This is a genomic window from Vreelandella piezotolerans (assembly GCF_012427705.1).
Taxonomy (GTDB): domain Bacteria; phylum Pseudomonadota; class Gammaproteobacteria; order Pseudomonadales; family Halomonadaceae; genus Vreelandella; species Vreelandella piezotolerans.
The window spans coordinates 3,533,166-3,545,301 of record NZ_CP048602.1 but is presented as its reverse complement, the minus strand read 5'-3'; the positions used below and the strand labels follow the sequence as shown (position 1 = coordinate 3,545,301).

11 protein-coding genes are annotated in these 12,136 nt (G+C 58.0%); 7 read left to right on the top strand and 4 right to left on the bottom strand.

Annotated features, from left to right (window positions below; translation table 11 throughout):
- Window positions 1-7 precede the first annotated feature (7 nt).
- Window positions 8-1,513 (top strand): tripartite tricarboxylate transporter permease, encoded by a 1,506-nt coding sequence (locus GYM47_RS16235; protein ID WP_139525911.1) that lies wholly within the window; start codon window positions 8-10, stop codon window positions 1,511-1,513.
- A 223-nt stretch (window positions 1,514-1,736) separates the two neighbouring features.
- On the top strand, window positions 1,737-2,633 hold the full coding sequence (locus GYM47_RS16230) for a LysR family transcriptional regulator (RefSeq protein WP_139525910.1): 897 nt from the start codon (window positions 1,737-1,739) through the stop codon (window positions 2,631-2,633).
- 52 nt (window positions 2,634-2,685) lie between these two features.
- Here GYM47_RS16230 and GYM47_RS16225 read toward each other — a convergent pair whose 3' ends face one another.
- The 3 genes from GYM47_RS16225 to GYM47_RS16215 all read right to left on the bottom strand — a co-directional run bounded on the left by GYM47_RS16225 (window position 2,686) and on the right by GYM47_RS16215 (window position 5,686).
- Window positions 2,686-4,191: an AbgT family transporter gene (locus tag GYM47_RS16225; RefSeq protein ID WP_153842924.1), complete on the bottom strand. Its 1,506-nt coding sequence runs from the start codon at window positions 4,189-4,191 to the stop codon at window positions 2,686-2,688.
- Between the two features lie 67 nt (window positions 4,192-4,258).
- On the bottom strand, window positions 4,259-5,428 hold the full coding sequence (locus GYM47_RS16220) for a M20 metallopeptidase family protein (RefSeq protein ID WP_153842925.1): 1,170 nt from the start codon (window positions 5,426-5,428) through the stop codon (window positions 4,259-4,261).
- A gap of 45 nt (window positions 5,429-5,473) precedes the next feature.
- Window positions 5,474-5,686, bottom strand: coding sequence for a hypothetical protein (locus GYM47_RS16215; protein WP_153842926.1), 213 nt, complete (start codon window positions 5,684-5,686; stop codon window positions 5,474-5,476).
- A 42-nt stretch (window positions 5,687-5,728) separates the two neighbouring features.
- Here GYM47_RS16215 and GYM47_RS16210 point away from each other — a divergent pair, with 42 nt between their 5' ends.
- Window positions 5,729-7,045, top strand: coding sequence for an MFS transporter (locus GYM47_RS16210; protein ID WP_153842927.1), 1,317 nt, complete (start codon window positions 5,729-5,731; stop codon window positions 7,043-7,045).
- Here GYM47_RS16210 and GYM47_RS16205 read toward each other — a convergent pair.
- Window positions 7,021-7,413 carry a DUF4149 domain-containing protein gene (locus GYM47_RS16205; protein ID WP_153842928.1) on the bottom strand — a complete coding sequence of 131 codons (393 nt, stop codon included), beginning with the start codon at window positions 7,411-7,413 and terminating at the stop codon, window positions 7,021-7,023. The genes GYM47_RS16210 and GYM47_RS16205 overlap by 25 nt on opposite strands.
- A 133-nt stretch (window positions 7,414-7,546) precedes the next feature.
- Between GYM47_RS16205 and GYM47_RS16200 the strand changes: the two genes are divergently transcribed.
- The 4 genes from GYM47_RS16200 to GYM47_RS16185 all read left to right on the top strand — a co-directional run bounded on the left by GYM47_RS16200 (window position 7,547) and on the right by GYM47_RS16185 (window position 12,125).
- A complete protein-coding gene (locus GYM47_RS16200; RefSeq protein WP_153842929.1) occupies window positions 7,547-9,310 on the top strand; it encodes an ABC transporter transmembrane domain-containing protein in 1,764 nt (587 codons plus the stop codon).
- A 377-nt stretch (window positions 9,311-9,687) separates the two neighbouring features.
- Window positions 9,688-10,149, top strand: coding sequence for a curli assembly protein CsgF (locus GYM47_RS16195; protein WP_196781567.1), 462 nt, complete (start codon window positions 9,688-9,690; stop codon window positions 10,147-10,149).
- A gap of 75 nt (window positions 10,150-10,224) precedes the next feature.
- Window positions 10,225-11,082 (top strand): CsgG/HfaB family protein, encoded by an 858-nt coding sequence (locus tag GYM47_RS16190; protein ID WP_153842930.1) that lies wholly within the window; start codon window positions 10,225-10,227, stop codon window positions 11,080-11,082.
- Between the two features lie 227 nt (window positions 11,083-11,309).
- On the top strand, window positions 11,310-12,125 hold the full coding sequence (locus GYM47_RS16185) for a hypothetical protein (protein WP_168444474.1): 816 nt from the start codon (window positions 11,310-11,312) through the stop codon (window positions 12,123-12,125).
- Window positions 12,126-12,136 lie beyond the last annotated feature (11 nt).

The window sequence follows — 12,136 nt, the reverse complement described above, 5'->3', positions numbered from 1 at the left end:
TGCTACGATGTTCGATTTACTTATCGAGGGGTTTGGCGTTGCGCTAACCCCGCTCAATCTGGGCTTGGCGTTGCTGGGTGCGCTGTTGGGCACGCTGTTTGGCGCCTTGCCAGGCATTGGCCCCATCAACGGCATTGCGATTCTCATGCCGCTGGCCTATACGCTAGGGTTACCCGCCGAGTCTTCATTGATCTTGCTGGCCGCGGTCTACACCGGCGCCGAATACGGCGGCCGCATGTCGAGTATTTTGCTCAATGTCCCGGGTGACGCCGGGGCGGTGATGACTACCTTGGATGGCTATCCGCTGGCGCAGCGAGGGCTGGCAGGCCCAGCGCTGGGACTGTCCGCCGTGAGCTCCTTCATTGGTGCGACCATTGCCATTCTAGGGTTGACGCTCTTTGCGCCGCTGCTGGCCAAGGTGGCCGTACTGTTCGGCCCGGCAGAGTTTTTTGCCCTCATGGTCTTCGCGTTTTCGTCCATGTCGGTGATGATGGGCAAAGACCCCATCAAAACGGCGATTGGCGCCGTCCTCGGCATTCTGATTGGCACCGTCGGCATCGACTCAGGCAGCGGTGTTTTGCGTTACACCTTCGGTATGCCCGAGCTTTACGACGGGATCGATTTCGTCGTGATGATCATCGGCTTATTCGCCATTAGTGAAATTCTGCTGATGCTGGAGCACTCGCAGCGCAAGGGCGACGACGGCGAGCTGCCGGTGCTGGGGCGCGTTTTCGTCCGTCTCAAAGAGGTGCTGTGGTGTAAAGGAGCCATCATCCGCTCGGGATTGATCGGCTTCATCATCGGCGTACTGCCGGGCACCGGCGCGTCGGTGGCAGGGGCCGTCTCCTACACCACGGAAAAGCGCCTCTCCGATAAAGATAACACCTTCGGCACCGGCGACATGCGCGGGCTGGCAGCGCCGGAATCGGCCAACAATGCCGCGGCGGTAGGTTCGTTCGTGCCCATGCTGACCTTGGGCATCCCTGGCTCGGGTACGACGGCGGTCCTGCTCGGTGCGCTGATGCTCTACAACATCACGCCGGGCCCGATGATGTTTACCGAACGTCCTGAAGTGGCCGGAGGGCTGATCGCGTCTCTGTACATTGGCAACATCGTCCTGCTGATGCTCAACCTGCCGCTGGCCGGTGTCTTCGCCCGGGTGCTGACCATTCCGCGCTGGGTGCTCGTGCCCGCCATTGCCATTTTGGCGTTCGTTGGGGTGTATCAGCTTCACTCCGACCTCTTCGCCATCTATTTGATGCTGTTGATCGGTGTGTTTGGCTATCTGCTGCGTAAGCTGGGTTTCTCGTTGGCTCCCGTCATCCTGGGCTACGTGCTGGGCGGACTGATGGAGCAGAACCTGCGCCGTGCCCTCTCCATTAGCGGTGGCGACGTCGGGATCCTATGGCAATCGGGCATTTCCTTAGGGCTCTGGGTGGCCGCGGTGCTGCTACTGGTGCTGCCCTGGTGGATACCCAAACTGCTGGCCGCGCGTCAACCTAGCACCCGCTAACGCAGTGCTCGTTTGACAGCCTTTCTCGCCCTGGGCCGTGTCGCGGTGCCAGGGCGATCGTTATTACACATGCATAGACTGGCTCGGCAAGCACGCTACATGACGCGCCCAGCCGTTTTTTATCCCCATGGCCTTCATCGAATTGACCGTTCGCGCGCAACCGCTAGGATGTTCGTCAATCGTTAGCACGCTTTGAGTGCACCACGCTCTGGATGAAGCCTCCATGACCCTACTCGACAAACGCGCCTTCTATCTCTTGGAGGTCAGCAGCTGCGGCGGTATTCGCGCGGCGGCGGAGCATTTGCATACCAACCCGTCGGTGGTGAGCCGGCAGATCCGCTCGTTGGAGCAGGCGCTGGGCATGGCACTGCTGGAGCGTCAGGGGCGGCATGTCATGCTCACTGAGGCGGGTCAGCTGGTGGTGGATGGCTTTTTGGCCCAGCGGCGGCTGAACTCTGAGCTGGGCGATACGCTGTCGCGGCTACGTAACTTGCAGGCCGGGAAAGTGGTGGTGTCGGTGGGCGATGGCTTTGTGGATAGCTTTATCAACCATGTGATGAAGCGGGTCTCTGAGCACTACCCAGATGTGCTTATCGAGATCAAAACCGGCATTTACTACCCTCGCGAACCCCATGAGATGGTGGCCAACGACGAGGTCGACATTGCCATCACCTATGGACCGATCTCCGACCCACGCTTGGTGGTGCACTCGTTTGAAAGGGGGCCGCTGTGTGCGCTCGTGGCACCTTCCCATGCGTTGGCCAACCATGAGCGGGTGAGCGTGGCGGAACTGCTGCAGCATAAGCTAATTTTTCTGCCCGACGTGTCGGGCTCTCAGCAGTTCGTGAATGCGCTATTGGGCGCGGCGGGGCAGCCTGCCACCCCCGCATACCGCTGTAATTTGCACTCCGTCTCGCGGCGTATGGCGAGCGCGGGGATTGGGGTGTCGTTCATGACGGCGGCCGCTGCACGCAGCGAGATCGAGGCGGGGCTGTTGAAGGCGATCCCGATCGATCACCCCATGGCGGCCAGCAGCCAGGGCAACTTGGTCAAGCGTGTCGGCAGAAGGCTCTCGCCCGCTGCCGACTATTTATGGAAGCTAATGATGGCGATGCAGTAGCGTTAGGCTCTGTCTGAAAATTGCCTGCGCTCACCAACTTTTCATATTGACCCTAGCTCGCCATCATGTAAACACCGGGGCCAATCGGCCAACCCATCATCAGCCAGAACATCAGAAACGCCGACCACGCCAGCAAGAAGCCCATGGCAAGGGGCAGCATGGTGGCGATCAGCGTGCCCAGACCCATGTCCGGTTTGTAGCGCTGCATGTACACCAGTGCTACCGAAAAGTAGGGGCTCATGGGCGAAATGATGTTGGTGCTGGAATCCCCAATACGGAACATCGCCAGCACGAAGGCGGGGTCGAAGTCGATCATCATCAGCATGGGCACGAACACCGGGGCCATGAGCGCCCACTGCGCCGAGCCGCTGGTCATGAAGACGTTCAGCACCGCGCTCATGGCGATGAACGCCCCCACGAGGGGAAGTCCTGTAAAGCCGGTGCTTTGCAGCACGTTCGAACCTTCGATGGCAATGAACTGGCCAAGCTCCGACCAGCGGAAGTAGGCAATGAACTGCGAAATCGCGAAGAACAGCACCAGAGTAGGGGCGAGGTCGCTGGCCGATTCCGCCATACGCTGGGGCACGTCGCGGCTGCGGGTAATCTTGCCGGTGGTGATGCCGTACACCAACCCAATGGTGACGAAGTAGATAAACATCAGCGGCACGAGCGAGCGCAGAAACGGCGAAGGAATCAAACCGCCGTCCTCGTTGCGCAGCGGCGAGGCTTCGGGCAGCACTACCAGCAGCACCAGGGCAATGTAGGCCAGCGTTGCCAGTCCTACGCGCTTGAGGCCGCGCTTTTCGGCTTCCGTCAGCGTCGGCGTGACCACCTCGGTTTTGAAATCTTTACCCATGGGGAGCGTGCGCTGCAGCCGCGGCTCCACCACTTTATCGACCAGCAGGGTGCCGACGGCCGCTAGCACGAAGACCGAGCAGGCCACGAAGTAGTAGTTATCCACGGGCGAAATGTAGGCATCTGGATCCACCAGCCGAGCAGCATCGGTCGTGATACCCGCAAACAGCGCATCGCCCACGGTAATGAACAGGCTGGCATCAAACCCAGCCCCGGCGGCTGCGTAAGCAGCGGCGGCCCCCGCCACGGGATGCCTGCCCACTGAGTAGTAGACCATCGCGGCCAGCGGGATCAGGATGAGGTAGTTGGCATCGGAAGCAATGCTGCCGCAAATACCCGCCATAAATACGCAAAACGTCAGCAGCGAGGGCGGCGCTTTGGCGACGCTCACCTGCATCAGCGTGGACATCAGACCTACTTTATCGGCCAGCCCAATGCCGAACATCACCACCAAAATCAGCCCCAGCGGCGGGAAGTTGACGAAGTTACTGACCACGCTGGTCAGCATGAACTCCACACCATCCGCCGAGAGCAGGCTGCGAACGGTCACTTCAGCCTCGGTTTGTGGGTTGATCGCCGAGACGCCTAGCGCCGCTAACATGGCGGAAATGACCACCACCAGCGCGGCCAAGATCGCGAATAGGATAAACGGGTGCGGCAGCTTGTTGCCTACCCGTTCGATGGATGCGAGAACACCTTGCATGACAGTTTCCTTATTTTAAGCCTTGTTGTTGAACGTTGTTAGGCCACGTGCGTGGCGGCGAGCGCTGTTAGTCGCGCTTGAGCAGTGAGGTGGCGAGCGCCACGAACATGCCGCCTGCAACGGGCAGAATGGCATCGTTGAAGTCGTAGCGTTCGTTGTGCAGATAGGCGCTGTCGCCGTTCCCCACAAAGAAGAAACACCCCGGTACTTCTTGCAGGTAGAACGCAAAATCCTCGGCGCCCATGGTGGGCATGTAGTCCAACTGCTGAATATCGGCGCTGACGCCGTGCTCGGCGGCAATCGCCAGCACGCGTTCTGACCAAGCGGCGTCGTTCACGAGCGGAGGGATCTGGTGCTGATGCTCTAGTTGGAAGCGCGCGCCGTGGGCGGAACACACCCCGTTCACGACCTGTTCCAGCTTGCCGACCAGCGCGGCGCGGGAGCTTTCCCGGTCGCTGCGGATGTTGACCAGCAGCTCTGCTTGGCCTGGAATCACGTTGGCGGCGCCGCCAGCATGAAACGCCGCGACGGTAATCACGCCTGCTTCCAACGGTGATTTATGGCGGCCCACCAGCCCTTGCAGCTGCTGAACGAGAGACGCGCCAACATAGATCGGGTCGACTGCTAAATGCGGCATGGCTGCGTGGCCGGAGACGCCTTCAATGGTGATTTTGAAGGTGTCGTTACCGCCCATGGCGGAGCCTGGTTTGACGAACAGCTGCCCTTCGGGAAAGCCAGGGCGGTTGTGGTAGCCAAAAATCGCGTCTACCTGCGGGTTTTGGAGCACGCCCGCTTTGACCATCTTATCGGCCCCGTTTCCACCCTCTTCTCCTGGCTGAAACAGCAGTTTGATGTAGCCGCAGAGCTGATCGCGCTGGGCGATAATCGCTTCAGCGGCGAGCAGCAGCGTCGCTGTGTGTCCATCGTGGCCGCAGGCGTGCATCAGCCCTTCTCGTTGGGAGCGGTGCGCAAAGCCGTTGGCTTCTTTGATCGGCAGCGCATCCATATCGGCCCGAAAGGCAATCACAGGGCCTTTACGGCCGGTGTCCAGCTCGGCCAGTACGCCGGTGGTAGCAATGCCTTCGGTGACCTTATAGCCCAGTGACGTCAGCCGTTCGGCCACCCGTTTGGCCGTGTCGGTTTCCTCGAATTTGAGCTCTGGATGCTGGTGAAGCTGATGGCGCACGGCCACCGCGTCTTCAATTTGTGGCTGGGTGAAAAAGGGGGATGAATGCATGTCCTGTCCTTGCCGTTGTCTGTGTCGTTGTGGGCATCGGTAACGCTAAGCGACTTGGCGGGCAGGAACGAGTGCCAAAAGAGATGTGTTTGTTGCTTTCAAAGCAACGATGTTCGCAGGGGAGGCGCTGATGAATGTCGGAGATGGGAATTCGAACAAAACGTAGTATTGGGTGTGATTAAGCGAGCTAAGCATGGTTTTATTCAATGAAGGAAGGCATGCATTGCTCATCACGCGTGTTGCCTGCACGATGCCCATGGACATTACCTTTAGGCGAAGCGCGGCGGCGGAGTGCAGTGTATGAAAACCTTATCGAACATGGGCTTTGCTCTCTTTGGTGCTGCGCTGGTGGCGATCAGTTACGGGCTGGCACGTTTCGCCTTTGGTCTCTTTGTGCCCTCCATCAGTACGGAGCTGTCGATCACGCCCGCGATGATCGGCGTCATTGGGGCGTTGCCCTTTTTGAGCTTTGTGCTGGCCACGCTGATGGCGCCCATGGCGGCCGACTGGTTAGGCGCTCGATATCTAGCCATGCTCTCCGGAACGCTGGGCGTGGCTGGCCTAGCGGTGATTAGTCAGGCCGGTAGTGCCTCGCTGCTCGGCGTAGGGGTATTTATCTGCGGGGTGTGCACGGGCTTGATGATGCCTGCGCTAACGGCAGCCATGCAGGCCTTGGTGAGTCGTACCATGCATGGGCGCGTCAGTTCGATCATGAATGCGGGGACGAGTATCGGTATCATCGTGGCGGTGCCGACCGTCGTATTTCTTTCGGATGCATGGCGCGTGACGTATGCCGCCTTTGCCGTTCTTGCAGGCCTGGGCGTGTTAGCGGCTTGGCTCTTCATTCCTTCGGTCTCTCGTGTGGTGCCCGCCGACGCTGCACCACCGGAGCCTCTCTCGCGCCAGCAGTGGTCTCGCCTGGTACGCCTGGCACTCTTTGCATTTGCCATGGGCTTCGTGGCAGCGCCGTACTGGCTGTTTGCACCAGATCTTCTGGTGTCGTTGGGCGGCTTATCGGGGCACTTGACCGGCTGGCTATGGTTTGCCGCAGGCGTGGCAGGTTTGGGAGGCGCCGTGGTGAGCGATCTAGCCGATCGCAATAACCCACCGATTACCCAAGCGCTGATGCTGATGATGCTCTCAGCGAGCTTGGTGCTGCTGGCCGCTAGCCCCAATCAGCTGGGCTTGGCCATGTTCTCTGCGCTGATATTCGGCGGGGCCTATATGAGTCTGACAGGGCTTTACCTGATGACCGGTATTCGTCTCTTGCCAGGTCGGCTTTCCCTAGGGCCTGTTTTGCCGTTCATGGCGTGTGCGTTAGGCCAAGCCATTGGATCACCCGTGATAGGGGCTTTGGTCGACCAACTAGGCTACGCGAATGCGTTTTCGCTCTTTTGCGTGGCGGGCGTGTTCATTGCGCTTTTGTCGCCTCTTTATCCTGGCCATATCGATTACTTGACCGAAGAGACGCCCGCGCTACTAGACAGCGAGGAGGACACGGGGCTTCAAGCCGCTTACGATCAGCAGCTGCTCGATGAAAATGGCGAGCCTTACGAGGAGAGCGTGACCACCGAGCCCGGTGATACCAGCGCTCAAACGAACCTCGCCAATACGTAGCCACTGAGCGCGATGTGTGCCAGGCCAATGGCCACCGATAGCCCGTGAAGTCGCTTGAAGCGTGCATGCTGGCCTGAGTCAGTGGCGCGATTGATGGCAGGCATGAGCGCTTGCCGTGTAGGTATCACCGACAGCGCAATGGTCGCCATGAGAATCGACGACACATAGTCGATACGCCACATCAGTAGGGCCGTTAACATGGAGACGACGAGCACGAACAGATAAAAAGGAGGAAAAGCGCGTCGAAGTGTGGCCCTGGCGGTGTCGTTCGGCAAAACGGACAGCAAAAAGGCCGCCAAGCCAAAGGAGAACAGGCTCATTCCGCCAAATAAAATAGCCGTTAGCCAAAGCGATACGAGGTTCAGCATGGCTCTTTCCTCCTGTATTTAGTACACCACTGTTTCTTGATTATCTTTTCGTATAATTAATGTACAGCATGGCGGGCGCGTACGCTATCCAGACAACGCTAACGGCTGCCGATCACAGAGACCCTGACCGCTTATGTCTTCACCCGCCAATCGACGCACGCTTCTTCGGCTGCTGCACTTTTTGCGCCCTTACCAGCTGCGCGTAGCGCTGGCGGGGTGTGCGCTACTCATTGCGTCGGGCAGCGTGCTGCTGCTGGGGCATGGGCTGAAACGCGTCATCGACCAAGGCTTTTTGGCGGCCGATGCTCAGGCGCTTGCCACGACGCTAGGGCTAATGCTCGGTGTCGTGGCACTGCTGGCGGCCGCCTCGGCGCTACGCTATTACCAAGTGACCTGGATCGGTGAGCGCCTAGCGGCAGATCTGCGCCAGCACGTGTTCGAGCATCTACTGACGTTGGAACCCAGCTTTTTCGAAAGCGCTCACGACGGGCGTGCCGCCGGTGACATTGCCTCGCGGCTCACGGCGGATACGAGCGTGCTGCAGAGCCTGTTTGGCTCGTCGATTTCCTTGGCGCTACGCAATGGCGTCATGCTGGTCGGTGCGGTCGTGCTGATGCTGCTGACTCAGCCCTGGCTCTCGGCGCTGGTGCTGGTAGGTATTCCTGCGACGCTACTGCCCATCGTCTGGTACGGCCGACGGGTGCGGCAGCTATCGCGTACTAGCCAAAACCACGTGGCGGAATTGGGGCGCTACGCCGACGAGGTGCTCAGCGGCCTGCAAACCGTGCAAGCCTTCACCCACGAAACGTCGGAACGACGCTACTACGGCCAGCGCGTCGAGCGAGCTTTTGGTAGCGCCGTGGCGCGTACCCGCCAGCGGGCGTGGCTAACCGGGGTGGCCATGCTGGTGGTGTTCAGCGCTGTAGGCGTGATGCTGTGGCAAGGCGGTCTTTCGGTGCTGGAAGGGAGCATGAGCGCAGGAGAGCTGTCCGCGTTTATCTTTTATGCCGTGCTGGCTGCGGGGGCCGTCGCGACATTGGCGGAGGTGGCAGGGGATGTGCAGCGGGCGGCTGGGGCGGCCGAGCGCTTGCTGGAGTTACTCGATACGCCCCCCACCATCAGGTCGCCGACGCAGCCAGTAACGTTAGCTCAGCCACTGCAAGGGGCGCTAACGCTAGCGAAGGTTCGCTTCACGTACCCTGGCCGCGAGCTGCCTGCCTTGGACGCGATCGATCTGCATATTCATCCCGGCGAGCGGGTCGCGGTGGTGGGGCCTTCCGGAGCGGGAAAAAGCACGCTGCTGGCGCTGCTGCTGCGTTTTTACGATCCGGACCAAGGACAGGTCATGCTAGACGGGGTCGATATTCGCACCCTGGCGCTTGGTGAGCTGCGCGGCGCGCTGGGGCTGGTGGCCCAGTCACCGGTGCTGTTCAGTGTCACGGTGGCGGATAACCTGCGCTACGGCTGCCCAGAAGCCACCGAGCCACAGCTTCGGCAAGCCGCGCAGGATGCCAACGCATTAGCGTTCATCGAGGCGCTGCCACAAGGGTTCGACACGCCGCTGGGGCCGGGTGGGGTGCAGCTCTCGGGCGGACAGCGCCAACGGCTGGCCATTGCCCGCGCATTGTTGAAAGATCCCGCGATACTGCTGCTGGACGAAGCCACCAGCGCGCTGGACGCCGAAAGCGAACGGCTGGTGCAGAAAGCCCTCGACCGTTTGATGCAGGGGCGAACCAGCATCGTGATTGCCCACCGTTTGGCCACTGTGGTGCATGCGGATCGACTCCTCGTGTTTCAAGAAGGACGGCTAGTGGCATCAGGCACGCATGCGACGCTGATGGAGCACAGCGATCTTTATCGCCATTTGGCAGCGCTGCAGTTTAGTCAACTGAATTAAATAGTCACGGGTAGAGTGTATGCAATACTTGGCTGTACGTTTAGGTGACTAGGCGCGTCATGTTGACATATTGTTTTTCTGGTTATTCAGGCTTTTTTCCGTGTGGCTAAAATGCACGGCTAGAATAGTAAGTTAACCTTATAGTTAAAATCCTCAAAATAACCAAAATCAACATAGCAAAACAAAGATGCAGAAGCGCTTCTAGATGTTATGGGAGTGGGTGGATATTTTTTAGTTATTTGTTGCATGGTTGTTTTGAAGGCTCTCTATTAATAATAACGTCATCATTATGTGAAGCATTGATGCTGCTTCGATTATCTCATGATGTTGTTGTACTAGAGGTTAGTGTAAAAACCGACGAACTATAGGGGGCTTATGTGAACGTTAAATGTACAAAAAGGTTCAACAGGCGGCTTGCTTGGCTTATTTTCTTAGGTGCTGTGAGCAGTGTTTGGGGAGTAAGCGCTAAAAGCTCTGATTATGTATATCGCCCTAATAACCCCTCCTTCGGTGGCGATGCGTTCAATTCAGCCCACCTGATTGGCCTGGCCGAACGACAGAATAAACACAAAGAGACCGGCTCATCGGCAGCCTCTCGGTATAGCAATAGCCCTGCAGACCAGTTCGTACGTCAACTCCAGAGTCGCATGCTGAGCAGTCTTTCACAGCAAGTTAATGAAGCCATTTTTGGTGAGAACGCTGCTGAAGAGGGCCGCATTGTTTTCGGTGAGCAGGTGATTTCCTTCAGTCGTGGCCTCGAGGGCGTTCATCTTGTGATCGAGAACACCACAGATGGCAGCCAAACGGAAGTGACCGTTCCAACACTACAAGTGCAGTAATGATAAAAAGCAGCAGCGCCCAGTGAGCCGCTTGGCGGCCTTGATTATTCAGCCAAGTACGAACAGGACGTCGACATGACGAAATTGCCACTGACACCAAATCTCATGCTGGTATTGGCGCTGACCGTTGCACTTGCCGGGTGTGCCTCTCCACAACGTTTGCAGCCCTTCACTCCTGAGACTCGTACGACGCCAAGTTTGGCCACACTTCCGCTTCCACCTGAGCCCGTTGTCGCTGCTGTTTATGATTTTCCTGATATGACCGGGCAGCATCGCGAAACGGAAGCCGGGGCGCCCCACTATTCAAAGGCAGTTTCCCAAGGCGGGGCGGCAGTCCTCATTCGCGCTCTCCAGGACGCAGGCGGGGGTAGGTGGTTTAGGGTGTTAGAGCGTAACCGGCTTTCCAGTGTGCTAACTGAGCGGCAGATTATTCGAGACCAGCGGCAAAGCTTTGCGGATGCAAACGGTAACCCGCTCCCTCCGCCATCTCCGCTGCTCTATGCGGGCGTCATTTTAGAGGGCGGCATTATCGGTTACGACACCAATACGCTGACCGGCGGAGCAGGCGCACGCTTTCTCGGTATTGGCGCGAGTTCTAGATACCGTGAGGACGTGATCACTGTGTTTCTACGAGCGATTAGTAGTCAAACCGGTGAAGTATGGAGAACGGTGGTGGCCTCAAAACGCATTTATTCGGTACAAGCTCAAGGCGATGTATTTCGCTTCGTGGATGCCGATGAAATTCTCGAATTGGAAGCCGGCTTTTCTCGTAACGAACCACGTTTAGTCGCCCTGCGTGAGGCGGTTGAGCAAGCCGTCCATGCCATGATTATGGAGGGCTCTGAACGGGGGCTATGGAGTTTCGCTAACGCGGCAGAGGGGGCGGCAGCCCTGGCCGCCTATCGTGATAGGCAAGGCGAGTTGGTGCAATAAGTTCTAAGGCCCAACAAGTAACGCTATGGCTAGCATGGCCATGTAAAGGTGATGGCTCGGCTCACCTCTGGCGGTCTCGCAACAGGCAGTCAACAAACCGCTGGAGCTAAAGAATTGGGCGTGACGGACCACCTTGGCGGGATGTACCCCGTCACACCCAGGCTGGTTGCGGCATAGGCCGTAACCAAATCCAAGTCCCAAGGGACACTACAATGGTGAGGTGTATCATGAAATTTAACAAGTCACTAATGGCAGCCAGCATCGCAGCAGCCTTCACCGCGGTTTCAGGTGCGGCTTTTGCAGATGACAACCTCGCTGACATTATGCAGCAAGGTAATCTCAACACCGCAGATCAACAGCAAGACGGTAACGCAAACGTAGCGGACATTGAACAGATAGGCTCTGGTGCGGCTGCCTCCTTCAATAATACGGCTGAACAAGACCAGATAGGCGATAGTAATGATGCGTCTATCCAACAAAATAGTGATGCGACTGGCTTTTTGACAGGCGCAATCACCTCCTTCAATACGGCCACGCAATCGCAAACGGGTAACGATAACGATGCGATGATTGAGCAGAACTCCAGCGCAGAAGGAGCTTTCACTTTGGCTGTGACGTCACTTAATACCGCTGGGCAAACTCAGGTTGGTGATTCCAATATGGCCAGCATTACTCAGGTGAGCGATGCCGGGTGGTTCGTCCCTGACGTTACGTATGGTAATACGGCTACGCAAGAACAAGTGGGCGACTGGAATGAGGCAACGGCTGACCAGGCGGGCTATGGGAACGTGTCAGAGCAGTACCAGCAAGGTGACAGCAACGTCTCGACCGTTATGCAGGATGGTCTCGATAACTCGGCTTACGTAAGTCAGTATGGCGACGGTAATACAGCCACTGTAGGCCAAGAGGGTTCTTACCACGTGGCGACGCTCACACAAACGGGCAATGGCAACACTGGCTCTATTTCTCAGTATCAATCCAGCAATACCGCGACGATGATGCAAACGGGCAATAACAATACGGGTACTCAAGTACAGTATTAAAAGACGCAAAA